This window comes from Variovorax sp. YR216, assembly GCF_900107745.1.
Classification (GTDB): domain Bacteria; phylum Pseudomonadota; class Gammaproteobacteria; order Burkholderiales; family Burkholderiaceae_C; genus Variovorax.
Map to the genome: position 1 here is coordinate 292,960 of NZ_FNRO01000003.1, position 24,118 is coordinate 317,077.

Genomic DNA, 24,118 nt, shown 5'->3' on the forward strand with positions numbered 1-24,118 from the left:
GCCTTCATCACAGCCCGCCAGGAGAAATGACATGAGTGCAAAGCGTCCCGCCCAGCCGATCAAGGTCTACAGCGCATCCCTTTCCGGCCACGCGCATCGCGTGCGGCTTTTCCTTTCGCTGCTCGATCTGCCGTTCGAGGTCGTCGAGGTCGACATGCGCGCCGGCGCGCATCGCACGCCGGAGTTCCTGCACCGCAATGCCTTCGGCCAGGTGCCGGTCATCGAGGATGGCGAGGTGACCGTGGCCGATTCGAACGCGATCATGGTCTACCTCAACGAGCGCTATGCGGACGACCCGGGGCGCTGGTATCCGCGGGATCCGCTCGGTGCCGCGCAGGTGCAGCGCTGGCTGTCCGTCGCCGCCGGGCAACTCGCGAGTGGGCCGGCAACGGCGCGCGTCATCGTGCTGTTCGGCCTGCGCAAGGACCCGGCCGAGATCGTTGCGCGATCGCACGACCTGCTGCGCGTGATGAACGACGAACTCGCCATGCGCCCCTTCCTGGCCGGTGCGTCGCCGACGCTGGCCGATATCGCGAACTACAGCTACGTGGCGCACGCGCCGGAAGGCAACGTGTCGCTCGCGGCGTATCCGCACGTGCGCGCATGGCTCGCGCGCATCGAAGCGCTGCCGGGCTTCGTGCCGATGGTCGCATCACGCATCGGGCTGGCGGCATGAACACCGGCCCCTGGCACGAGGGCGAACGTGCGCTGCAGGCTCGCGCGGGCGCTGCCGAAAAGCTCGCGGAGATCGGGCCGCGCATCATGCGCGACTTCATGCCGGACCAGCATCGGACCTTCTTCGCGCAATTGCCCTTCATGATCGCAGGGAGCCTCGACAGGGAAGGTCGGCCGTGGGCGAGCGTGCTCGCGGCGCCCCCGGGCTTCGCGCATTCGCCGGATGCACACCACCTGCGCATCGATGCCCTGGCGCCCCCGGACGATCCGCTCTCCGGTGCATTGGTAGTCGGTGCGCCGATCGGATTGCTTGGCATCGAGCCGCATACGCGCCGGCGCAACCGCATGAACGGCATCGTCTCCGAGGCCGACGCGCGAGGCTTCGCGGTTGAGGTACGCCAGAGCTTCGGCAACTGCCCGAGGTACATCCAGGCGCGCGAGCCCGTGTACGTCGACGCGAGTCGCTCTGCGTTCGAAGCGCGCCGCATGGATCATCTCGACAAGGCCGCGCGGCACATCATCGGAAGCGCCGACACTTTCTTCATCGCGACCGCGCATCCATCGGTGGGCGATGGTGACGCATCTCACGGCATCGACGTATCGCATCGCGGCGGCCGGCCGGGCTTCGTGCGGGTGACCGGCGACGGCACGCTGACTGCCCCGGATTTCAATGGCAATGCTTTTTTCAACACGCTCGGCAACATCGCGATGAATCCGCGCGCGGGCCTCCTCTTCATCGACTTCGAGACCGGCGATCTTCTGCATGTCGCGGTGAAGGCGGAAGTGCTGTGGGAGGGACGTGAGCTGGCCGCGTTCGAAGGGGCGGAGCGCCTGCTTCGCATGCAGGTCGTTTCAGTGCTGCATCGCCCGGCCGCGCTGCCGCTGCGCTGGGGGCGCGCGGTGCTGTCGCCGTTCCTCGCGGGCACCGGCAGTTGGGCCGGGGTGGCGCAGGTCAATGAAAGCGCGGGATCCGCGCATTGACCGACGGCTGGTAGTCCCAGCCGCGCGCGAGCAGCGATTCGGTGCCGAGGCCGCTTGACAGCAGAGCCTGCAGCCCCGCAGCCGCAATCGTGAAGGCGAGCGCCTGACCGGGACAGGCATGCGGGCCGTAGCCGAAGCCGAGCGTCTGTCGATGGGTCCGCATCAGCTCGAAGGTCGCTGGCGCCGGGTTGAGAGCGGGATCGCGGTTCGCCGCGGCGAGTACGAGCAAGACCGCGTCGCCAGGTGCAAGCACGGTGCCATCGACGATGGTGGACCGCGCGACGAAGCGGCGTGTGTTCTGCACCGAGGGATCGTGCCGTGCGACTTCTTCGACCAGCGCGGGCAGCAGGTCCCACCGGGAGGCGAGTTTGCGGCGGAGGTCCGGCTCGCGCGCCAGGGCCGCGAGGCTGTTGCCCAGAAGGCCGGCCGTCGCCTCGCAGGTCTGGAACAGCAGTCCGACGAGATTGGCGCGCAGGGTGCGCGAGCGAGGCGCCGATGCCTCTGCCTGTACGGCCGCGAGCAGGCTGCCGTGCGGCGCAGCGCGCGCATTCGCGAGCCGCTCGAATCGAGCCATCAACGCGGCGGCAGCGCTGCTCGCGGCGTCCAGTTGCGCGGGCGTCGATAGCGGCGAGAGGCACGCGACGAAATCACGCATCCAGTTGGACAGGGCCGGGAGCTCGTCGTCCGCGAAACCCAGCAGGTGCGCCACGGCACCTACCGGATACGACAGGCAGAAGTCGGGCAGCGGCGCGTCGGGCACCTGCGCCGCAATGCGCAGCGCGGCCTCGTGCGCCGATACGAGGTCCAGTCCGGCCAATGCGCGCTGCAGGACAGGCTTGTGCGTCGCGTGCGCGTCGCCTTCGTTCATCCGCACCAACTGTCCGAACACTTCACCGGCGGGCGTTCCGGCGATGGCCGGCGGCACGGGCTCGGCGACAGGGCGCACCCGCAGCGCATCGTTCGTCAGCAGGTCGCGCACCACGTCCGCACGGCTTGCGACCCAGAGCCGAAGTCGTTCGTCGCGGACCAGTGCCGGCCCGCTTCGCAGGGCCGCGTACCAGGGATAGGGATTCGGATGCGTGACTGCCGCGATGGCGTCGCTGGGTGGCGAAGTAGGTGTCATGGCGCGAGTGTGGACTTTCTCTTGCGAACACACTTCGCTTACGATCGAAATATGGATGCAAACGCCGACACTGATCTGGCGCGCCTGGCCGGGGCCATTGCCGAGCCGGCGCGTGCCCGCATGCTGTGCTGCCTGATGGATGGCCACGCGCGCACCGCCACGGAGCTCGCCACCGTCGCCGACGTTGCGGCATCGACCGCCAGCGCGCATCTTTCGCGCCTCAAGGCACAGCGCCTCGTCGAGTCTGTCGCCCAGGGCAAGCACCGCTACTTCCGCCTCGCGAGCGGCCAGGTGGCGAAGGCGCTCGAAAGCCTGCTCGTCCTCGCGGGCACGCCGCGCGGCGAGTTCCGGCCGACCACGCCGAGCCGCCTGCGCAGCGCGCGCACCTGCTATGACCACATGGCCGGCGCCGCCGGCGTTGCCTTGCACGATCGCCTGCATGCACAAGGCTGGCTGCAAGGCGCGTCGGACGACGGCGACTACACGTTGACGCCCGAAGGAGCCATTGCGCTCGAAACCCTCGGCATCGACATCGACGTCTTGCGCACCTCCCGCCGCCGCTTCGCCTGCGCCTGCCTCGACTGGAGCGAAAGGCGCCCGCACCTCGGCGGCGCGCTGGGTGCCGCATGGCTGCAGCCGGCGCTGCACCGCGATTGGGTCCGCCAGGACCTCGACGACCGGGCCCTCGCGGTCACCGCCAAAGCGCAGCGAGAGCTTCCCGAACTCTTCGGCGTTTGACTGGCAATGCCAGGAACCCCGCGGAACCGGCTTTGCCGGGCCGCTGGGGTTGCCCCCCGGAGGGGGGTGCCCGAGCCACACGAAGTGGGCGAGGCTGGGGGGAATCTACTGAAACGCGACTTCCGCAAAACTCCGCAGCTTGCGGCTGTGCAGGCGGCTCGACCCTTCCTTGCGCAGGACATCGATCGCCGCCATGCCGATGCGCAGATGCTGCTCCACGCGCTCGCGATAGAACTGATTTGCCATGCCCGGCAGCTTGATCTCGCCGTGCAGCGGTTTGTCGCTCACGCACAGCAGCGTGCCGTAGGGCACGCGGAACCGGAAACCGTTGGCCGCGATGGTGGCGCTTTCCATGTCGAGCGCCACCGCACGGCTCTGGCTGAAGCGGCGCTGCGGCTGGTTGCCGGGCAGCAGTTCCCAGTTGCGGTTGTCGGTGCTGGCGACCGTGCCGGTGCGCATGATCTTCTTGAGCTCCGTGCCCTGCATGCCCGTGACGTCCGCCACCGCCTTCTCGAGCGCGAGCTGGATTTCCGACAGTGCGGGGATCGGCACCCACAGCGGCAGTTCCTCGTCGAGCACATGGTCCTCGCGCACGTAGGCGTGCGCCAGCACGTAGTCGCCGAGCTGCTGCCCCTGCCGCAGTCCGGCGCAGTGGCCGAGCATCATCCAGGCGTGCGGGCGCAGCACCGCGACGTGGTCGGTGATGGTTTTCGCGTTGGCCGGCCCGACGCCGATGTTGACCATCGTGATGCCGGTGCAGTCCTCACGCACGAGGTGGTAGCCGGGCATTTGCGGCAGGCGCGCGGGTGGGGTGCCTTGCGTGCCGTCGAGCAGGCTGCCGTACAGATCGCTCGCGGCGGCAGGGAGCCCCCTTCGCCGCGTGATCACGTTGCCGGGCTCGATGAAGGCGATGTATTCGCTGTTCTCGTCCGCCATGGCCTCGTGGCCGAGCCGCACGAACTCGTCGATGTAGAACTGGTAGTTGGTGAACAGCACGAAGTTCTGGAACCACTCCGGCGCCGTGCCGCTGTAGTGGCGCAGGCGGTGCAGCGAGTAGTCGACCCGCGCGGCCGTGAAGAGCGACAGCGGCTGCGCCTCGCCCGGCTTGGCCTCGAAGGTGCCGTTGGCGATGCCGTCGTCCATCGCGCCGAGGTCCGGCAGGTCGAAGACGTCGCGCATGAGGGCGCGGCGCTCGGCGCTCATCGTGCCTTCGATGTGGTCGTTCTCGGCGAAGGAGAAGTGGATCGGGATCGGCTGCGTGCTGGTGCCGATCTCGAGTTCGACCTGGTGGTTTTCGAGCAGCAGCCGGAACTGCTCGCGATAGTAGCGCTGGAACAGATCCGGGCGGGTGAGCGTCGTCTCGAAGCGGCCCGGACCCGACACGAACCCGTAGCTCAGCCCCGCGTTGGCCGCCGGGGTCTGCCGCGACACAGTGTGCGTGTGCACGCGCACGAAGGGGTAGCAGGCCCGCACGCGGCCGGGCAGGCTCTCGCCGGCAACGAAGCGTTGCATCGCGTCACGCAGATGCTGCAAACCGCCGGCATAGATGAGGCGGACCTGTTCGAGGGCGGCGTCCGGGTCGGTGAAGCGGGCGGGCGCAATGAAGGCGGGCATGAAGGGCATCGCTGCATTGTGCAGCCAGCCGATGACAGTCAGCCGGGCATGGGCTCCCGCATGGTGACGAATTCCTCCGCCACCGTGGGATGGATGCCGATCGTGCTGTCGAACATCGCCTTGGTGGCGCCGGCGCGCATCGCGACCGCGAAGCCCTGCACCACCTCGCCGGCCTCGGGGCCGACCATGTGCAGGCCGACCACGCGGTCGCTCGCGGTGTCGACGACCAGCTTCATGAAGGTGCGCTCCTTGCGGCCCGAGATGGTGTGCCGCAGCGCGCGGAATTCGCTGGAAAAGATCGTGACCTCGCCGAACTTCATGCGCGCGCCGGCTTCGGTGTAGCCGCAGGTGCCGACGTTGGGGTGCGTGAACACGGCGGTCGGCGTGAACTCGTAGTCGAGCCGCCGCTTGCCCTGGCCGAAGAGCGTGTCGACCACCACCATGGCCTCGGCCAGCGCCACCGGCGTGAGCTGCTGCCGGGTGGATACATCGCCGACCGCGAAGATCGAAGGCACCGAGGTGCGGTAGTGCGCGTCGACGACCACGCTGCCGCGCCCGTCGAGCTCCACGCCCGCGGCTTCGAGGCCCAGGCCCTGCGTGTTCGGAACGCGGCCGGTCGCGAACAGGATGGCGTCCGCTTCCACGCGCTGGCCGCGCGAGAGCAGGGCGCACAGGCCGCTGCCCGTGCGATTGACCATCGTCACTTCGCTGTTGAAGTGGATGTCGATGCCGGCGTGCACCATCTCCCGCCCCAGAAAACCGCGCACGTCCTCGTCGAAGCCGTTGAGCAGGTGAGCGCCACGCTGCACCTGCGTGACCTTGGCGCCGAGGCCGTTGAAGATCGAGGCGAACTCGCAGGCGATGTAGCCGCCGCCGACGACGAGGAGTCGCTTCGGGAAGGGGTCGAGGTCGAACATCGCGTCGGACACAAGCACGTGTTCGCGCCCCGGCAGATCGGGCACGAACGGCATGCCGCCGGTCGCGATCAGCACATGCTTCGCGGTGTATCGCTTGTCACCCGCCTGCACCGTGTGTGCGTCCGCGAGCTGTGCCCAGGCGGGGATCAGCGCCACGCCCGCGCCCTCGAGCAGGCTGCGATAGACGCCGTTGAGCCGCCGGATCTCTTGCGCGCGATTGGACTTCAGGCGGGCCCAGTCGAAGCGCGTTTCGCCCACGTGCCAGCCGTAGCCTGGCGCTTCCTCGAAGGATTCGGCATAGCCCGCGGCGTAGCTGTAGAGCTTCTTGGGAATGCAGCCGACGTTGACGCAGGTGCCGCCGAGTTCGGCGCATTCGGCCAGCGCCACGCGGGCGCCGCGCTGGGCGGCCATGCGTGCTGCGCGCACGCCGCCGCTTCCGCCACCGATCACGAAAAGGTCGAAGTCGAAGGTGCGCATCGGGAACTCCTTGTTGGCGGGACTTTAGCCCGCCGCCGGGAGAACCGATGCGCCGGGCCTCAGGGCCGGTCCGGCTGGTCCTGGCCGGGTCGGCCCGCGCCGCGCTGCCGCGCTTCCTGCGCCTGGCGCATCGCCTGTTGCTGCTGCGCCTGCTGCTGTTGCTGGGCGCGCATGGCGGCCTGTTGTTGCTGTTGCTGCTGGAGTTGCTGCATCTGCTGCGCTTGCGCCTGAGCGGCGCGCTGCTGCATTTCCATCTGCTGCCGCTGGAGTTGCTGGGTCTCCTGCTGCTGGCGTTGCGCCTGCATGGCTTGTGCAGCGGCGCGTTGCTGCGCTTCCATCTGCTGGCGCCGCAACTGCATCTGCTGCGCTTGCTGAGCCTGCATGGCTTGAGCGGCTGCGCGCTGCGCCTCCTGTTGCTGGCGTTGGGCCTGCTGAAGCTGCTGCGCCTGTTGCGCCTGCGCGGCTGCCCGTTGCTGCGCTTCCTGCTGCTGGCGCTGGGCCTGCATGGCTTGCGCCGCGGCGCGCTCCTGGGTCTCTGCCTGCGCGCGCTGCGCTTGCTGGACCTGCTGCGTCTGTTGGGCTTGCACGGCTGCCCGTTGTTGTGCTGCCTGCTGCTGGCGCTGGGCTTGCATGGCTTGCGCGGCGGCGCGCTCCTGGGCCTCCGCCTGCGCGCGCTGCGCTTGCTGAACCTGCTGTGCCTGCTGGCCTTGCATGGCCTGTGCGGCCGCGCGTTGCTGCGCTTCCTGCTGCTGGCGTTGCGCCTGCAAGGCCTGCGCTGCGGCGCGTTGCTGGGCTTCCGCCTGCGCACCGGCGCGCTGCTGCGCTTCGAACTGCTGCCGCTGGGCTTGCTGCATTTGCTGCGTCTGCGCCTGCATGGCTTGCGCTGTGGCGCGCTGCTGCATCTCCGTCTGCTGTCGCTGAACCTGTTGCGTCTGCTGGATCTGCAACGCCTGCTGGAGCTGATGCTGTTGCGCCGCCTGGATCGCCGCTGGCGGTGGTGCCGCCGGCCGGCCGAAGCCGAAGCGGCCACTTGGAGCATGGTCGCTGCCACCGTGCAGTGGAATCGGCGCGCCCATGCCCACCGGTACGTTCACCAGCCGATCATGCGGAATCTGAACGGCGTCGCGCCGTCCGACCGGGGCGCGCCCGAATGCATCCATCGGCACGATCGTCGTCGCGCCCGGCAACTGGCGGTTGGCGAACGCGACGTTCGCGGGCGGCAGGCGCGGGCCGAGCGCGGCGCGGTTGGCGGCGTCGACATAGCGCTGGCTCGCGCGATACCCCGGCCGCCAGGCTTCACCCGGCGCGAGCGGGAACCAGCCGATACCCTGCCGGCCGCCGCTGATCGCGAGATTCGCGCCAGCGATGCCGCCACCGACGAATCCCACCAGCGCCGGCGCGTACACCGGCCGCGTATGCGGACGGCCCGGCACCCAGCCCCAGCGCGGCCCGATGCGCGCCCAGCGGCCGTAGTGCATCGGTGCGAAGCCCCACGGCGCCGCGTCGATCCAGGTCCAGCCCCAGGGGGCGATCTCGACCCACTGGCCATACTGGTAGGGCGCCCAACCCGCATCCACGTTGCGCGGGTACCAGACCTGGCCATAGGTCGGGTCGCTCTGCCAGTCGCCGTAGGCGTCGAGCTGCTGGTAGCCAAGTACGTCGCGCGACACGTAGCGCGCGGAAGTTGATTGATCGTCGAGCCGATCCCGCTCCGCGACCCAGCGATCGAAGTCGCTCGACCCGCGCGGCGGCGCGCCGGTGTCCTCGGCGAGGTTGCGGCCGGACACCGTCAGCTGCTGGTGTGCGTCCAGCTGTATCGATTCGCCGTTCTCGCCGAACAGCATGACGCTGCCAGCCGCGACGGCCACGAGTGTCGTGCCGGCACCTGGATCGGTGTCGATGCGCAAGTCGCCAGGCCGGTCGATGACGGTCGCCAGGTTGGCAGTGCCGATTTCGATGCGCTGGCCGGCGAGTTCGTCTCGCACGCGCATCTGCACGTCGCCCTGCGTGGCGGTGATCCGAAGTGTCTGGTCGTCGAGCTCGGACAGGGTGATGGCGGTCTGTTCATCGAGCCTAACCGCGGTCGAGCCGACGTAGATCTCGGCACGCGAGTTGCGGTCGGTCCACACCCGGTCGCCGGCAATGAGGGGGCGGTTCGGGTCGGCCTGGTACCAGTTGTCGTCGCCTGCAGGCGACACGCTCACTGTGCCTTGCTGGAAGTTGATCCGGCCCACGCGACCCGGCGGGTCCTGCTGCGCTGCGGCATTCAGGCCGACGAAGAGCATGAGGAGCCCCAGCAGCCAGCCGGCTGCGCTGCGTTTGGGGAGGAGACTGCGAGGATTCATGGTGACGCTCCCTTGGTATCTGGCTACTCAACGCGCCAGGGCTGCCCGGCGCTGTCGTCTGCACTGCAAACCAAGATGAATATCTCGCGTAGGACGAAACCGTATGTAAGCCCGGCGCGCGCCTGCGCGTGGGCCGGCCCGCAGCGTTTCAGGCCGCGTCCGCGATGCGCGGGTGAGCCAGGAAGAAGCGCAGCATCTCGGCGCTCGCGTCGGGTCCTGCCGGATCGGTGAACGAGCCCTCCGGACTGCCGCCGGCCCATGCGTGGCCGCCGTCGTGCAGCAGCCAGTGCTCGACGGCCCCACGGCCGTGCGTGTCGGCGTAGGTGCGGCGTGTCACGCTGCGGCCGTTGAAGGACTGCGTGCGCGCTTCGCCGGCACGCGATTCGCCGCCATGCCCGGCGAGCGCGGCGGCGACCACGTGCTCGCCGTTGCGCGGATGGACGGTCTGATCAGCATCGCCATGGAACACGATCGTCGGCATCCGGGGGCGCTCGCCCGTGCCGGCGCGTCCGGCCTTCATCGCCGCCAGCGCAGATGCGAGATCGCTCGCGGCGCCCGCGGGCACGCCGGAATGGACGCCAACCGCGGCGAAGAGATCCGGGTACGCGCGCCCGAGGATGTCGGCCATTGCACCGCCGGCCGAAAGGCCCGCCACGTAGACGCGCGCCGGATCGACGTCCTGCTCCGACATCACGAATCGCGTGAGCGCCGCGAGCAGCGCCGGCTCACCGCGATCGCGCTGCTGGTGCTGGGGCTTGAACCAGTTCCAGCAACGATGCGCATTGGCGTGCCGCGCCTGTGCCGGGTACAGCACGAGAAAGCCGTGCGCGTGCGCGAGCCGGTTCATCTTGGTGCCGGCGGCGAAGTCTTCCGGGTGCTGGTTGCAACCATGCAGCATCAGCACGAGGGGGCGCCGCCGGCCCGTGTTCTTGCGTGGCGCGAAAAGCTTGTAGGCGATGGACCGGTGCTGGTGGGCAAAGAGGCCGTCGGCCCATTCGTCGGCTGCCGGTTCACGCGCGGCATCCGGCGCCCGCGACAGGCCCACGCCACGCAGGGCGCGTTCAACAAGGCGGCGCGCGGTGCGCGCCAGTCGATCGAGAAACGAATTCACCGTCCCATGCTAGCGGGATTGCATTGCACGATCAGGACGTGCGGACCTCGTGTTCTCGTAGGCGAACATTTGTGGCAAGAGGGGTCTTCGCGAACCGGAGAGAATTTCGGCCGAGCGACGGTGGTCGCGCCAATACCAACCCGAGGACCAAAGGAACCCATCAAGATGACCAAGCCGGAATCGAATTCGCCATCGGCCACTGAACCCGCCGCAGGGCGATTCGGCGTGAGGCCCGCAGCAGGCTATGCCGGCGACGTGACGCCCGAGCAGGCCGCGCAGTGGATCACGAGTGGCGAGGGCGTGCTCGTCGATGTGCGCACCGACGCGGAGCGCGAGTGGGTCGGCTATGTGCCCGGCGCCGTCGGCCTGGCGTGGAAGCAGTGGCCGGGCATGGCGCTCAACGGCAGCTTCGATGAAGGCGTGCGCGCTTCGGTGCCGGCGGGCAAGAAGGCGCTCATGCTGTGCCGCAGCGGCGTTCGTTCGATCGCCGCGGCCAGGCGCGCGACTGAACTCGGCATCGAGGCCTACAACATCCTCGAAGGCTTCGAGGGCGATGCCGACGAGCAGGGCCACCGCGGCCGCAAGGGCGGCTGGCGCCTTCGCGGCCTGCCCTGGAAGCAGAACTAGAGCTTCGGGATACGGAGCTTCTGGCCCGGGTAGATCTTGTCCGGGTGCGTGAGCATGGGCTTGTTGGCCTCGAAGATCGCGTTGTACTTGTTGGCGTCGCCGTAGTACTTCTTCGAGATGGCCGAGAGCGTGTCGCCCCTCACCACGTCGTGGTATTGCGCCGGCTCCGCGGCTGGCGCGACGAGCTTGTTGTCGACCTGCGTCACATTCGCCACGTTGCCCGCGGCGAGCGATGCCTTCTCGCTCGCTTCCTGCGAAGGCGCATTGCCCGACAGCGTCACCACGCCGTTCGCGGCCGCGTAGGTCACCTCGAGGCTCGTGAGCCCGAGGTTCTGCGTCTCGATGTAGGTCTTGATCGCCGCTGCAGCGGCCTGCTCCGCATCCGGCGTCGGGGTGGCCGCCTGTGCCGATGAACCGCCGAACAGCTTTTCTCCTGCTTCCTTGATGAAACTCAGCAAACCCATGGTGCTCTCCTTCGGTTGCAGTGGTGAAAGACGGGCACTTTAACGGCGGCGGATGGCGGCGCGACGTAGGCCGCCGCCGTATGTGCAAGCGGCCGTAAACCCGACTCGCAGGCAATAATGCCGCGCATGGCATTCCTCGCGATCGACATCGGCAACACCCGTCTCAAGTGGTCACTCTATGACGCGGCGCGACCCGGCGCTGCTCTGCTGGCCCATGGTGCGGAGTTCCTCGACCACATCGAGCGCCTGGCCGAAGGGCCGTGGGCGGACCTCGAAGCACCCGCGTCGATGCTCGGCTGCGTGGTCGCCGGCGACGCGGTGCGACGACGCGCCGAAGAGCAGCTGGTCGAGCGCTTCGACTGTTCGCCGCGCTGGGTGGTGTCGAGTGCGGCGGAAGCCGGCATCGTCAACGGCTACGACCATCCGACGCGCCTGGGCGCCGACCGTTGGGTGGCGATGATCGGCGCGCGACATCGCATGCTTTCGCAAGGTCCGGTGCGGCCGATGGTGGTGGTGATGATCGGCACCGCGGTGACGGTCGAAGCGGTCGACGCGAACGGAAGGTTCCTCGGCGGCCTGATCCTTCCCGGCCACGGGATCATGCTGCGCGCGCTCGAATCCGGCACCGCGGGCCTGCATGTGCCGACCGGCGAGGTGCGCGAGTTTCCGACGAACACGAGCGATGCGCTCACCAGCGGCGGCACCTATGCGATCGCCGGCGCGGTGGATCGCATGGTCCAGCACGTCCGCGCGCATTGCCACGCGGAGCCAGCCTGTTACATGACCGGCGGCGCGGGATGGAAGATGGCACCGAGCATGAACGGCGACTTCGAGCTGGTCGACAGCCTCATCATGGATGGGCTGCTCGTGATCGCTGAAGAGCGAATGCTCCCAGGCTGAGCGCTCAAGCCCCTGCGCACAACCCGTCCACGGCCTGGAACATCGCCTGCCGGGCCTGGCTGACGATCTGGCCGCGCCACGCATCGGTGTCGGTGTAGAAGGCGTCGAGCATCGCGGCGCGGATCGAGGTCGCGAGGTTCTCCGGCGCATCCGGATGGTTGTGCAGCCAGTGGTCGCCGCGCAGCGCGGCCATCACTTCGAGGAGCGGCTGCGTACCGTATTCGAGCGCCATGCCGGTGTATTCGGCCTTCGGGCACTCTTCGTAGATCGCGCTCCAGTTGAGCCCGGTGAGGAAGGCGGAGGCCGACGAGCCGTCGTAGATCGAGGTCACCCGCGTGCCCGGCGAACCCCACCATGCATCGGCGCGCGCGAAGGCCTGCTTGTCATCCCGGCACGCAAAGATGCGTTCGCCGACGCCGTTGGGCCCGAGTCCGGTGTGGATGTCGATCCACGCGAGCCTGCGTGCACGCTGTCCGTGCGTGCGCAGCACGTCGCGGAATGTCTTGTTGCTCCACGTCGGCGCATGGCCGCCGAAGAACAGGCCGTCCTCGAACTGGTATTGCCCGCGCGTGACTGCCGCCTGGTAGGCCGGGGCGCCGTGTTGCCCGATCCACGCCGCGATCGCCGCGTTGTTCTCATCGGTCGGGGGCCATGCGTCGGGCAGCAGCAGCGGATGCAGGCTCGCATAGGCTTCGTTCACCGGCAGGGGCTGCTCGAAATCGAAGAAGTTGCGGTTGAGGTCGACGTTCTCGTTGGTCACCCGCCGTCCGTGCGAAAAGCCGTGCGGGTTGAGCGCATGCACGTAGAGCACCGCCACGCCCTGCGCGCGCGCCTTCTCGCGCCATTCGTCGTCGTGCAGCGCGAAGACCTGCACGCCGCTGCCGCAATGGCCCTCGACGCCGTGGCAGCCGCTGGTGACGAGCAACATGCGCTCGGCATTCGGATTGCCGTCGAGTGCCACGTCCATCGCGAGTTCCTCGCCGTCGCGGCCCTTCAGCGGATGCACATGCGATCGCACCGCGAGCCCCGCGCTCGCGCAGGCCTGCAGGAACTTCTGCCGCGCGAGAAAGTACCGCGAAGAGAAGGCTTCTCCGATGCCGATCATGCTGCCGTCCCTCCCGATGCCTTGGGTGTGTTGAGGAACTGCTCCGCCAGCTGAACCCACATCGTCGCGCCGAGCGGGATGAGGTTGTCGTTGAAGTCGTAGCTCGCGTTGTGCAAGGTGCAGGGGCCGGCGCCGTGGTGCATGTCGCGGTGCATGCCGTCGCCGTTGCCGATGAAGGCGTAGGCGCCGGGCTTGGCCTGCAGCATGAAAGAGAAGTCCTCGGCGGTCATCGCGGGTTCCTGCACCAGCACGTTCTCGGCGCCGACGATGCCGGACATCACGCGCCGCGCGAAGTCGGCCTCGGCCGGTGTGTTGATCGTGGGCGGATAGGTGCGGACGAACTCGAAATCCACCTGCGCGCCGTGCGCCGCGCAGATGTTCTCCGCGATCTGCTTCATGCGCGATTCGATGAGGTCCAGCACCTCGATCGTGAAGGTGCGCACCGTGCCGCGGAGCTCCGCATCGTTCGGCGTCACGGTCGGTGCTTCGCCCGCATGGAACATCGTCACCGAGATCACGCCCGCGTCCACCGGCTTCATGTTGCGCGTGAGGATGGTCTGGAAAGCCTGCACCATCTCGCAGGCGATCGGCACCGGGTCGATGCTGGTGTGCGGCAGCGCAGCATGGCCGCCCTTGCCGCGCACGACGATGTGGAACTGGTTGCTCGATGCCATCACCGGACCGGGGCTCACCGCGAACTGGCCAGCCTTCATGCCGGGCCAGTTGTGCATGCCGAAGACGGCCTCCATGGGGAACTGCTCGAACAGCCCCTCCTTGATCATCTCGCGCGCGCCGCCGCCGCCTTCCTCGGCGGGCTGGAAGATCAGGTAGACCGTGCCGTCGAAGTTGCGGTGCTTCGCCAGATGCTGCGCCGCGGCGAGCAGCATCGTGGTGTGGCCGTCGTGGCCGCAGGCGTGCATCTTCCCGTGGTGCTTGCTTGCATGCGCGAAGGTGTTGAGCTCGGTGACGGGCAGCGCATCCATGTCGGCGCGCAGGCCGACCGCCCTGTCGCTGGTGCCGTTTCTCACGATGCCGACGACCCCCGTGGTGCCGAGCCCGCGATGAATGGGGATGCCCCACTCGGTCAGCTTGGCCGCGACCACGTCGGCGGTGCGGACTTCCTGGAAGCAGAGTTCGGGGTGGGCATGCAGATCGCGCCGCACCGCGGCCATGCCGGGCGCCTGCGCGACGAGGGAGTCGAGGAGTTTCATGGTTGGGAGTCTAGGCTTTGCCGTGAACGCCCGCAAAGATCGTGCCCTGCCAGACATTGCGGGACTTTCCCGGACAATGCCCCTATGTCGCATGTGCTTTCCACCCGTAGCCTCGAACTCGCGCAGACGCTCGTGCGCATGAACACCGTGAGCTCCAGGAGCAACCTGGAACTCATCGATTTCGTGCGCGATCACCTCGCGGGCCTGGGCATCCGCAGCCGGCTGACCTACAACGCCGACAAGACCAAGGCCAATCTCTTCGCCACGCTGGGCGCGGGCAAGAAGGCGGGCGTGATCCTCTCGGGCCACACCGACACGGTGCCGTGGGACGGCCAGGCGTGGAGCGTGGACCCGCTTGCGGCCATCGTGCAGAACTGGCCGCAGACCGATGAGAACGCCGAGCGCGTCATTGATGAGCCACGGCTCTACGGGCGCGGGTCGGCCGACATGAAGAGCTTCATCGCGGTCGCGCTCGCCAATGCCGAGCGCTTCATCGAAAGCGACTCGCCCTTCGCGGTGCACTTCGCCTTCAGCTACGACGAGGAAGTCGGCTGCTTCGGCGTGCGGGAGCTAATCGCCGACATGAGGGACCAGGGCATCAAGCCGCTGGCCTGCATCGTCGGCGAGCCGACCATGATGGTCCCGGCGATCGCGCACAAGGGCGTGTATCGCTTCAAGTGCTGCGTGCGCGGCAAGGAGGCGCATTCCTCGCTCACGCCGCAGTCGGTCAATGCGATCGAGATGGCGGCTCGCGTGGTCGGCAAGCTGCGCGACATGGCCGACGGCTTCGAGCGCGACGAGCCGCGCTACGAGGGCTTCGACGTGCCCTTCAGCACCGCGAGCGTGGGCCAGTTCCACGGCGGCATTGCGGACAACGTGGTGCCGCGCGATGCCGAGTTTCGCTACGAATTCCGCAACCTGCCGACGAGCGATGTCGCGAAGATGCAGAAGGAGGTCGTTGCCTACGCCCAGCGCGCCGAGGTGGCGATGAAGAAGGTCGCGCCGGATGCGGGCTTCCGCTTCGAGCCGATCTGCGAAGTGCCGAGCTTCCTGGGCTCGGCCCATGACGCGGTCACGCGCCTCGCGCAGCGGCTGGCCGGCGAGCCGCGCACCACGCTGGTCGGTTTCGGTACCGAGGCGGGCATCTTCAAGAACGCGGGCATCCCGACCGTGGTCTGCGGTCCCGGCAGCATCACGCAGGCGCACCAGCCGGACGAGTTCGTGACGCTCGAACAACTCGCGCGCTGCGAGGACTTCCTGCGCGGCCTGGCCGCCACGAAGGAGATCCGCTGAGCCCTTTGGCGCCATGAAGCGGATCGCGCTCGGCCTGCTCTGCGCTGCCGCGCTGCTGTATGCAGTCGCGACGGTGCTCGAAGCCAGGCATCCGGCCTGGGGCTATGTCGCCGCTTTCGCCGAGGCGGCCATGGTGGGCGCGATCGCGGACTGGTTCGCGGTGGTCGCGCTGTTCCGCCATCCGCTGGGCCTGCCGATTCCGCACACCGCGATCATTCCGGCCAACAAGGACCGCATCGGCGCGAAGCTCGCGGGCTTCATCTGCAACAACTTCCTGAGCACGCCGCAGGTGCTCGCGAAGCTCGGGGAATTCGATCCGTCCGCTCGGCTCGCGGACTGGCTCTCGCGGCCGGATCGCGCGGAGAAGCTCGGGGAGCATCTGGTGGCGGCCGCGCGCTACGGGCTCACCGCCTTCGACGATGCCCGGGTGCGCGATTTCCTCGGCCGCATGGCGTCGGCCGGGCTCGCGCAGGTCGACATGTCGCGCCTCGCCGGACAGGCGCTGGACGCATTTACGGCGGGCGGCCGCCACCAGGCGCTGCTCGACGACGTGCTGGTGCAGGTCGCGCACGTCGTCGAGGGCGAAGAAGTGCAGGAGCGCATCACCGAAGCCATCGCGCGCGAGATCAAGGCGCTGCGCTATGTGGGGCTCGACCAGGTGGCCGCGCGCGTTGCGACCCGCAAGATCGTCGACGCGGTCGCGCGGACCATCGGCGAATTGGCTTCGGACCCGGCGCATCCACTGCGGCTGCGCTTCGACCAGTTCATGGACGGCTTCATCGACCGGCTCAGGACCGATCCGGAATTCCGGCGCCGAGGCGAGGCGATCCGTGCGGAGCTCCTGGCGCATCCGGCACTGGGCGACTACCTGCACGGCCTGTGGAGCGAGCTGCTCGCGTGGCTGCATACGGATCTCGCGAGAGACGATTCCAGCATCCGCCAACGCATCGTCGCCATGGCCGGTACGCTCGGTGCACGATTGAGCGCCGACGAAGCGATGCGCCGCTGGATCAACGAGCAGATCATGGACGCCGCCCCGCGCGCGATCGAACGCTACCGCGAGGACATCCGCCGCTACATCATCGAGCGCGTGGCCGAATGGAATGCCGACGAGATGACCGTCGAGCTCGAAGGCCACATCGGCCGCGACCTGCAGTTCATCCGTGTGAACGGCACGCTGGTGGGTGGGCTGGTCGGGCTGGCGATTCACGCCACCACCCAGCTCCTGAAGAACTGACCGGCGAGCCTGGGGGTCAGGTTCGAATCTTTCCGTCGCCGGTGATCATGGACAGCTCGACGAACTTCGACGCCACATGGTTCTTCGGCGAGAACGACACGTCGAATCCCGCGAACTGCTGGCGTTCGATGCTTTCGAGTCCGGCGATCAGCCCTTCGCGCGAGGGCTTGCCGGTCGAGCGACGCAGCCCTTCGACCAGCACCTTCGCGGCGAGGAAGCCCTCGACGCTCGAGAAGTTGGCCTTGGTCGCGCTGTTGCCCTTGCGCACGGCGTCGTTGAACTCGCGCGTGATGCCGTTCGCCGCGTTGTAGGGTGAGGGCACGACCTGCGTGACGACCACGCCGGCGCCCTCCTTGCCGAGCTCGTCCGCAAGCGCCTGCGTGCCGACGAAGGACACATTGAAGAAGGTGCCGCCGTAACCCGACTTGCGCGCCTCGCGGATGAAGGCCGCGCACGACTTGTAGGCGCTCACCTGGACCACCGCGTCCGGCTGCGCCGCGACGATGGTCTTGACCGCTGCCGACACGGCGACCGAGTTGCGCTCGACCGTGGCGAGCGCGACCGGCTTCAGGTCGAGCTGCGACAGCGCGAGCGTCACGCCGTCGAGACCCGCCTTGCCGTAGGCGTCGTTCTGATAGAAGACCGCGATCTTCTTGAGGCCGAGGTTCGTGAGCTGCTTGACGATCACCGCGGTCTCGTCGTTGTACGAGGCGCGCAGGTGGAACACGTTGCGGTGGAACGGCTCGCGCAGCGACATGGCGCCGGTGAAGGGCGCGATGAAAGGCACCTTGGCATTCACCGCCTGCGGCAGCGCCGCGAGGCTCGTGGGCGTGCCGATGTAGCCGAAGAGCGCGAAGACGTCCTCGTCGATCAGCTTCTTCGTGTTTTCCGCGCAGCGGTCGGGTTCGTAGCCGTCGTCGAGGAACTTGATGACCACATCGCGACCGGGCAGGGCGTTGTACTGGTCGAGGAAGAGCTTCGCGCCTTCGTAGAACTGGATGCCGAGCTGCGCGGCCGGCCCGGTGAACGGCGCGGACTGGCCGAGCACCAGCGGCGTTTCGCTCTGGGCCCGGGCGTACTGGAACCCGGCGAGCGCCGCGGCGCCGGTTGCGATCGAAAACTGTCTGCGACTCAGCATCGTGAAAACCCCTCCGCGCGCTTTCCGGGCGCACAACTTAGACTCGACCGGTTATTGCTGTCTCGGCCTGATTCCCATGTCTTCCCAAACCCGAGTCCTCGGCGCCTGTCCGCACGACTGTCCCGACACCTGCGCGCTCGTCACCACCGTGCAGGACGGCGTCGCCGTCAAGCTGCAGGGCAACGAGGCGCATCGGCACACCGCCGGTGTTCTCTGCACCAAGGTTTCCCGCTACATCGAGCGCAACGACCATCCCGAACGTCTCGTCCAGCCCCTGAAGCGATCCGGTCCGAAGGGCAGCGGCCGCTTCGAGCCGGTGAGCTGGGACGCCGCCCTGAACGACATCGCTGCGCGCCTGAATGCGATCAAGAGTAACAATTCGGAAAAGATTGTGCCCTACAGTTACGCAGGCACCATGGGTCTTGTGCAGGGGGAATCGATGGACCGTCGCTTTTTCCACAAGCTCGGTGCGTCGCTCCTGGACCGGACGATCTGCTCCACCGCTGGTGGTGAGGCCTTAGGTTTTACTTTGGGCGGGAAGGTCGGCATGCGGACCGAGTTCTTCGCGGAATCGAAGCTGATCCTGATCTGGGGAAGCAACTCGATCGCGAGCAATCTGCATTTCTGGCGGCACGCGCAGGCGGCCAAGCGCGCCGGGGCGCGGCTGGTGTGCATCGATCCGCGCAAGACCGAAACCGCCGACAAGTGCGACGAGCACGTGGCGCTGCTGCCCGGCACCGATGGCGCGCTTGCGCTCGCCCTGATGCACGAGCTGATCGTGAACGACTGGCTCGATCACGACTACATCGAGCGCTACACCATCGGCTGGTCGCAACTGCGCGAACGCGCGCTGCAATGGCCGCCGTCGCGCGCGGCCGAGGTCTGCGGTGTGCCGGAGGCGCAGATCGTCTCGCTCGCACGCGCCTACGGCACCACGAAGCCGGCCGCCATCCGTCTCAACTACGGGATGCAGCGCGTGCGCGGCGGCGGCAATGCCGCGCGCGCCGTGGCCTGCCTGCCGGCGCTGGTCGGCGCATGGCGCGATCGCGCGGGCGGCCTGCTGCTCAGCAGCTCGGGACTCTTCCCGGTGGATCGCGCGGCCTTGCAGCGGCCCGACCTGCTCGCCGGCCGGCAGCCGCGCACCATCAACATGAGCACCATTGGCGATGCGCTGCTCGACACTGCGAACCCGGTCGAGGCGGTGATCGTCTACAACAGCAATCCGGTGGCGGTCGCGCCCGAGTCGGGCAAGGTGGTGGCGGGCTTCGCGCGCGAAGACCTCTTCACCGTGGTGCTGGAGCAGTTCCAGACCGACACCGCCGACTACGCCGACTACGTGCTGCCCGCCACCACGCAGCTCGAGCACTGGGACATCCATTTCAGCTACGGCCACACCGACGTGATGCTGAACCGCCCGGCGGTGGCGCCGCGCGGCGAGGCGCGCAGCAACACCTGGGTCTTCAGCGAGCTCGCCAGGCGCATGGGCTTCGACGAGCCCTGCTTCTCCGACGACGACGAAACCCTGTGTCGCACGGCCTTCCCCGCGGAGGCCGTCGACTTCGGCGAACTGGAGGCGAACGGCTTCGCCACCCTCAAGCTGCCGGACGCACCGTACGCGGAAGGCGACTTCCCGACCCCATCGGGCCGCTGCGAATTCTTCAGTTCACGGCTCGCAGCGATGGGCCAGGACGGTCTGCCGGACCATGTGCCCAACTACGAAGTGCAGGGAAGCTCCAGCGAATTCCCGCTCGCGATGATCTCGCCGCCGGCGCGCAATTTCCTGAATTCGAGCTTCGTCAATGTGCGCAGCCTGCGGTCGATCGAAGGCGAGCCGTTGCTAGAAATCAATGAGGCGGACGCCAGCGCTCGCGGTATTGCCGACGGCTCGACGGTGCGCGTGTTCAACCAGCGCGGCGAATACCGCTGCCGCGCCGAAGTCTCGCGCCGCGCGCGGCCGGGCGTCGTGCACGGCCTCGGCATCTGGTGGCGCAAGCTGGGCCTGGACGGCACCAATGTCAACCAGCTCACCAGTCAGCGGCTGACGGATATCGGGCGCGGCCCGACCTTCTACGACTGTCTGGTCGAAGTGGAGTCCGTCGCCGAAACAGCGGTGCCGAAATGAAGCGCGTGCGCTGGGCGATCGCGGCAGGTGCGGCCCTGGCCGTGCTCGCCATGCTCGCGGGCTGCGCGGACATCCGCTACTACTGGCAGTCGGCCAGCGGCCACATCGACCTGATGCGCGCCGCGCGTCCGGTGCCCGAATGGCTCGAGGACCCGTCCGCGTCCGAGGCGCTCAAGACCAAGCTCGAGCTCGCGCAGCGCATCCGGACGTATGCGGTGGCCGAACTCGGCCTGCCCGATAACGCGAGCTACAAGGCCTATGCCGACCTGCATCGGCCCGCCGCGCTCTGGAACGTGGTCGCGGCGCCGCCGCATTCGCTCACCCTCAAGACCTGGTGCTTTCCGGTTGCGGGCTGCGTGGGTTACCGCGGCTACTACGACGAAGCCGCTGCGCGGGCCGAGGCCGACGACCTGACGGCGCAGGGCCTGGAGGTCGCGGTCTACCCGGTGCCGGCGTATTCGACGCTCGGCTGGATGAACTGGGCCGGCGGCGACCCGCTGCTGTCCACCTTCATCGGCTACCCCGAGGGCGAACTCGCGCGCATCGTGTTCCACGAACTCGCGCATCAGGTGCTGTACGTGCAGGGCGACACCATGTTCAACGAGTCCTTCGCGACGGCGGTCGAGCGCATCGGCGGTGCGCGCTGGCTGAAGACGCAGGCGAGCGAAGCCGCGCGGCTCGAATACACCCAGTTCGATGCGCGGCGGCAGCAGTTCCGCGCGCTGGCGGCGGACACGCGCCGCGCGCTGGAGGAGATCTACGCCTCCGACGAGGCGAAGGCGCAGGACTGGAAGGCGGTCGATGCCAAAAAGGCCGCTGCGATGGCCGAATTCCGCCGTCGCTATGCGGCGCTGCGTGCGACGTGGACGGGACCGCGCCAGGGTGCCTACGACGCCTGGGTGGCGCGCGCCAACAATGCGGCCTTCGGCGCGCAGGCGGCCTACGACGACCTCGTTCCGGGCTTTGAGGCGATCTTCGAGCGCGAAGGCGAGAGCTGGCCTCGCTTCTACGCCGCGGTCAAGGATCTGGCGGCGCAACCCAAGGCGGGGCGCGACCAGATGCTGCGCGCGCAGGCGCCGCAGCCCGACGAACTCATGCAAACCCAGTCGCCTTGCTGCAAGCGCGACAACAACAACGGAGATCGAGGTGCCTGACATCCAAATCGAGCGCCATCACCAGCTGGGCCTGACCGGCGCGCGCGCGGTCGCGCGAAAGCATATGCAGAAAGTCGAGCAGGATTTCGGAATGGCGTGCACCTACGACGAGGGCGAGACGCGCGATACGGCGCGTTTCGGCCGGGCCGGTGTCGACGGCAGCGTCGAGGTCAGTGCCGACACCTTCAGGCTCGAGGCAACGCTGGGGATGCTCTTCGCGAATTTTGGCGACGAGATTCAACGGCGCCTGGCCGCGAGCCTCGACAAGCTGCTCGGCACCGCAACGCCGTCGGCGGACGATGCCTGAGGCCGGCCGGCCCCAAGAACTTCAGCGCAGCGATTCGATGAGGTCGATGTATTGCTGCTTGGCGTCGTCGGCGCTGAGGCCCTTGCGCGAGGTCCAGGCGTCCCACTTGGCGCGCGCGACGATGTCGCTGAAGCTGGGCTTCTTCTCGGTGTTGTCGCCCGCCGTGGCCTGCTTGAAGAGGCCGTAGATCTTGAGCAGGGTCGGATTGTCGGGGCGCTCGGCGAGCAGTTTGGAATTCGCCTGGGCGGCTTCGAAGAGGGCGTTGAGATCGGACATTTCGACTGGGTTGGCTGCAAAAGGCGTCATCTTAAGTGACGACAACGTTCAAATATCGCGCGGTGTCATGGTCCCGTGCGAACAAAGGTTCATTCAATGACGAGAGCGCAAGCCCATTCCCCTGACATCGAGCGCGCAGTGGCCGCCGCCGTGCCGAGGGCGCCATTCGTGCGCGCCGCCGCGCTGCTGTGGGGCTGCGTGGTCTTCATGCCGGTGGGGCTCAACTACATAGCGGCGGGGCTGCTGATTCTGGCCTTGTTGACGGCGGGCGGATTTCGCGAGCGCGCCGCGCGGTGGCGGAGCGATCCGCTGCGGTGGCCGATCCTCGCCTTCGTCGCGTGGGTGCTGGTCGTGCTGGCGCTGCGGCCGCACCACCCCGAGACCGGCCTGAGCCTCTGGCACGACGCGCGCATCGCCATGACGCTCGCGCTCACGCTCCTGCTGTCGGTCGAGGAAACGGTGTGGGCGCTGCGCGGATTCCTGCTCGCGGCGGCGTTCGCGGTGGTGGTGATCGTGCTCGGGCACACGGTCGGGCTGCCGATTCTGCCGATCTGGCACAACGTGCTGGTGATGAAGGGCAACAAGTCGATCAACGACGCGCTGCTGTTCGCCGTGATCGGGGCATCCGCCGCGGTCTGGGGGCTCGCGCACCTCAACGACACCCGCGACCGTTGGCACTGGGCGGGTCCGGCGTTCGCGGTGACCATCGTGACTGCGGTGATCGTGACCGTGACCTTGCCCAATCGCACCTCGCTCCTGGCGCTGCTGCTGGCAGTCTTCGCGGCCTGTGTGCACCAGTGGCGCGGCCGTTTGCGGGTGCTGGCCGTGGCGCTGTGCGTCGGCGCGGTGGTGGCGGCCGGGCTGGTGTGGCAGGCGCCTTCGGTGCAGGAGAAGTTCACGCTCGGGATTCACGAACTCGAGGCGGCGCAGGCCGGCGCGGTCTCGGAGGGAAGCTGGGTGGTGCGCTTCCACATGTACCGCGAGACGACCGGGATGATGCTCGACGCGCCGCTCGCCGGGCTGGGGCTCGGAAGCTGGACGCCGGAATGGCACCGGCGCGGGCCGAAGCTGCTGTACGACTACAGCATGCCGCACAACGACTTCCTGTGGCTGGGCGCGGAGACCGGCGTGCCGGGGCTGCTGATCCTGGTCTCGCTGTTTGCCACCGGACTCGTCATCGCCTGGCGCCGGCGCGACATCACCGGCCGGCTGGCTTTCGCGGCGATGCTGATCCTGCTCGTGGCGACCTGCGTCAATTCGGCGATGCGCGACGCGGCGATCGGGTTGAGCCTGCCCTGGATCGCATTCCTGTATCTGCACCTCGTGCGCGCGCCCGGCAACCCGTGGGTCGGGGTGCCGCCGGGGAAGTGGGGTGCGCTGTTGCGCGGGTAGTCAGGCGGCCGCGCCCTGCACGGCGAGCAGGCCGGACCGGCCCGGCACGCTGCCGAGTTCGAGGCGATGCCGCGGCAGCGTCGTGGCGGGCGCGCTGTCGCGCAGCTCGCCGAGGTCCACCAGCGAATGGCCCTGTGCACGCCAGCCGTCGATGAGCCGCCGGAATACCGGCAGCAGCTTCATGCCTTCGAGTTCCGCATGCAGCGTGTAGACGTGGTCCTGCGTCGCACCTTCGGTCAGTGCGAGCAGACGCGTGTGCACGTTGTCGGTGGTGATGCCGTCGATGCCGATGAGCTCGTCCAGCGTCGGCAGCGTGGTCGGGTATTGCGCCGGGCCGAGGACCGTGCCTTGGTCGTCCACGGGCACGAAGGGATGGGCGCCGCGCGTGTCCGATGCATAGGTGATGCCGAGCATCGCCTCTGCCCGCGCGGCGGCTGCGTTGAACTGCCAGCCCGCCGCACCGTGCAGCCGGGGCGGCGTGCCGAAGATCTCGGCGTGACGGTCGGTGGCGCGGCGCATCTCGCGCAACGCCCAGCCTTCGTCGTGCCGCAGAAGGTGGTCCTGCCAGAGGATGTGATCCCAGCAGTGCACGCCGACCTCGAAGCCCTCGTCGCGAACCGCGCGTAGCGTCGCGGCCTCGCGGCGGCCCACGTCGGGCCCGGGCAGAAGCACGCCGTACATCAGCGTCTTCAGGCCGTAGTGCTCGACCACCGAGGTGCGAGAGACCTTGCTGAGAAAGCCGGGCCGGAACACTCGCGCGATTGCGCGCCCGGTGTGATCGGGGCCGAGGCTGAAGAGGAAGCTGGCGCCGGCGTCCTTGTCGGCCAGCAGCTTCACCAGCGCGGGGACGCCTTCGCGCGTGCCGCGCAGGGTGTCGACGTCGACCTTCAGTGCGATGCGCGGCATCGCGC

The 24,118-nt window shown here is 68.3% G+C and carries 22 protein-coding genes; 11 read left to right on the top strand and 11 right to left on the bottom strand.

Annotated elements, in window-relative coordinates:
* Window positions 1-31: 31 nt before the first annotated feature.
* Entirely contained in the window at window positions 32-676 is a 645-nt protein-coding gene (locus BLW05_RS11265) for a glutathione S-transferase family protein (protein ID WP_093162580.1), read from the top strand.
* On the top strand, window positions 673-1,656 hold the full coding sequence (locus BLW05_RS11270) for a pyridoxamine 5'-phosphate oxidase family protein (RefSeq protein ID WP_093162581.1): 984 nt from the start codon (window positions 673-675) through the stop codon (window positions 1,654-1,656). The genes BLW05_RS11265 and BLW05_RS11270 overlap by 4 nt, the downstream gene beginning before the upstream one ends.
* Here the strand turns inward: BLW05_RS11270 and BLW05_RS11275 are convergent.
* Window positions 1,628-2,779 (bottom strand): cytochrome P450, encoded by a 1,152-nt coding sequence (locus tag BLW05_RS11275; protein ID WP_093162583.1) that lies wholly within the window; start codon window positions 2,777-2,779, stop codon window positions 1,628-1,630. The genes BLW05_RS11270 and BLW05_RS11275 overlap by 29 nt on opposite strands.
* Window positions 2,780-2,830: 51 nt before the next feature.
* Between BLW05_RS11275 and BLW05_RS11280 the strand changes: the two genes are divergently transcribed.
* On the top strand, window positions 2,831-3,517 hold the full coding sequence (locus BLW05_RS11280) for an ArsR/SmtB family transcription factor (RefSeq protein ID WP_093162584.1): 687 nt from the start codon (window positions 2,831-2,833) through the stop codon (window positions 3,515-3,517).
* Window positions 3,518-3,622: 105 nt separating this feature from the next.
* Here the strand turns inward: BLW05_RS11280 and BLW05_RS11285 are convergent, their stop codons facing one another.
* From BLW05_RS11285 to BLW05_RS11300, 4 genes are all read right to left on the bottom strand, one after another.
* Window positions 3,623-5,140: an AMP nucleosidase gene (locus tag BLW05_RS11285; protein WP_093162586.1), complete on the bottom strand. Its 1,518-nt coding sequence runs from the start codon at window positions 5,138-5,140 to the stop codon at window positions 3,623-3,625.
* A 29-nt stretch (window positions 5,141-5,169) separates the two neighbouring features.
* Window positions 5,170-6,525, bottom strand: coding sequence for a glutathione-disulfide reductase (gene gorA, locus BLW05_RS11290; protein WP_093162587.1), 1,356 nt, complete (start codon window positions 6,523-6,525; stop codon window positions 5,170-5,172).
* A 59-nt stretch (window positions 6,526-6,584) separates the two neighbouring features.
* On the bottom strand, window positions 6,585-8,870 hold the full coding sequence (locus tag BLW05_RS11295) for a DUF6600 domain-containing protein (protein WP_093162589.1): 2,286 nt from the start codon (window positions 8,868-8,870) through the stop codon (window positions 6,585-6,587).
* A 148-nt stretch (window positions 8,871-9,018) separates the two neighbouring features.
* A complete protein-coding gene (locus BLW05_RS11300) occupies window positions 9,019-9,981 on the bottom strand; it encodes an extracellular catalytic domain type 1 short-chain-length polyhydroxyalkanoate depolymerase (RefSeq protein ID WP_093162590.1) in 963 nt (320 codons plus the stop codon).
* Window positions 9,982-10,146: 165 nt separating this feature from the next.
* On the opposite strand from BLW05_RS11300, the gene BLW05_RS11305 reads away from it, so the two are divergent.
* A complete protein-coding gene (locus tag BLW05_RS11305; RefSeq protein WP_177142625.1) occupies window positions 10,147-10,608 on the top strand; it encodes a rhodanese-like domain-containing protein in 462 nt (153 codons plus the stop codon).
* Here the strand turns inward: BLW05_RS11305 and lysM are convergent.
* On the bottom strand, window positions 10,605-11,072 hold the full coding sequence (gene lysM / locus BLW05_RS11310) for a peptidoglycan-binding protein LysM (RefSeq protein ID WP_093162592.1): 468 nt from the start codon (window positions 11,070-11,072) through the stop codon (window positions 10,605-10,607). The genes BLW05_RS11305 and lysM overlap by 4 nt on opposite strands.
* A 126-nt stretch (window positions 11,073-11,198) precedes the next feature.
* On the opposite strand from lysM, the gene BLW05_RS11315 reads away from it, so the two are divergent.
* Window positions 11,199-11,972, top strand: coding sequence for a type III pantothenate kinase (locus BLW05_RS11315; RefSeq protein ID WP_093163141.1), 774 nt, complete (start codon window positions 11,199-11,201; stop codon window positions 11,970-11,972).
* Window positions 11,973-11,976: 4 nt separating this feature from the next.
* Here the strand turns inward: BLW05_RS11315 and BLW05_RS11320 are convergent, their stop codons facing one another.
* The gene (locus BLW05_RS11320; protein ID WP_093162593.1) at window positions 11,977-13,077 is read right to left on the bottom strand and encodes a M14 family metallopeptidase; all 1,101 of its coding nucleotides are present in this window, start codon (window positions 13,075-13,077) and stop codon (window positions 11,977-11,979) included.
* Window positions 13,074-14,288: a M20 aminoacylase family protein gene (locus tag BLW05_RS11325; protein WP_093162595.1), complete on the bottom strand. Its 1,215-nt coding sequence runs from the start codon at window positions 14,286-14,288 to the stop codon at window positions 13,074-13,076. Before BLW05_RS11325 ends, BLW05_RS11320 begins: the two co-directional genes overlap by 4 nt.
* A gap of 84 nt (window positions 14,289-14,372) precedes the next feature.
* Here BLW05_RS11325 and argE point away from each other — a divergent pair, with 84 nt between their 5' ends.
* Window positions 14,373-15,581 (top strand): acetylornithine deacetylase, encoded by a 1,209-nt coding sequence (gene argE, locus BLW05_RS11330; protein WP_093162596.1) that lies wholly within the window; start codon window positions 14,373-14,375, stop codon window positions 15,579-15,581.
* A gap of 13 nt (window positions 15,582-15,594) precedes the next feature.
* Window positions 15,595-16,818 carry a DUF445 domain-containing protein gene (locus BLW05_RS11335; RefSeq protein ID WP_093162598.1) on the top strand — a complete coding sequence of 408 codons (1,224 nt, stop codon included), beginning with the start codon at window positions 15,595-15,597 and terminating at the stop codon, window positions 16,816-16,818.
* 16 nt (window positions 16,819-16,834) lie between these two features.
* Here BLW05_RS11335 and BLW05_RS11340 read toward each other — a convergent pair whose 3' ends face one another.
* The gene (locus BLW05_RS11340) at window positions 16,835-17,956 is read right to left on the bottom strand and encodes an ABC transporter substrate-binding protein (RefSeq protein ID WP_093162599.1); all 1,122 of its coding nucleotides are present in this window, start codon (window positions 17,954-17,956) and stop codon (window positions 16,835-16,837) included.
* Between the two features lie 76 nt (window positions 17,957-18,032).
* Between BLW05_RS11340 and BLW05_RS11345 the strand changes: the two genes are divergently transcribed.
* From BLW05_RS11345 to BLW05_RS11355, 3 genes are read left to right on the top strand one after another with little or no spacing between them, the layout of a single operon-like run.
* Window positions 18,033-20,078, top strand: coding sequence for a molybdopterin-containing oxidoreductase family protein (locus BLW05_RS11345; protein ID WP_093162600.1), 2,046 nt, complete (start codon window positions 18,033-18,035; stop codon window positions 20,076-20,078).
* On the top strand, window positions 20,075-21,232 hold the full coding sequence (locus BLW05_RS11350; protein WP_093162602.1) for an aminopeptidase: 1,158 nt from the start codon (window positions 20,075-20,077) through the stop codon (window positions 21,230-21,232). Before BLW05_RS11345 ends, BLW05_RS11350 begins: the two co-directional genes overlap by 4 nt.
* Entirely contained in the window at window positions 21,225-21,539 is a 315-nt protein-coding gene (locus BLW05_RS11355) for a polyhydroxyalkanoic acid system family protein (protein ID WP_093162603.1), read from the top strand. The genes BLW05_RS11350 and BLW05_RS11355 overlap by 8 nt, the downstream gene beginning before the upstream one ends.
* Window positions 21,540-21,560: 21 nt before the next feature.
* Here BLW05_RS11355 and BLW05_RS11360 read toward each other — a convergent pair whose 3' ends face one another.
* Window positions 21,561-21,815 (bottom strand): acyl-CoA-binding protein, encoded by a 255-nt coding sequence (locus tag BLW05_RS11360; protein ID WP_093163143.1) that lies wholly within the window; start codon window positions 21,813-21,815, stop codon window positions 21,561-21,563.
* Between the two features lie 96 nt (window positions 21,816-21,911).
* Between BLW05_RS11360 and BLW05_RS11365 the strand changes: the two genes are divergently transcribed.
* A complete protein-coding gene (locus BLW05_RS11365; RefSeq protein ID WP_143044812.1) occupies window positions 21,912-23,207 on the top strand; it encodes an O-antigen ligase family protein in 1,296 nt (431 codons plus the stop codon).
* Here the strand turns inward: BLW05_RS11365 and BLW05_RS11370 are convergent, their stop codons facing one another.
* Window positions 23,208-24,113 (bottom strand): polysaccharide deacetylase family protein, encoded by a 906-nt coding sequence (locus BLW05_RS11370; protein ID WP_093162606.1) that lies wholly within the window; start codon window positions 24,111-24,113, stop codon window positions 23,208-23,210.
* Between the last annotated feature and the right edge of the window lie 5 nt (window positions 24,114-24,118).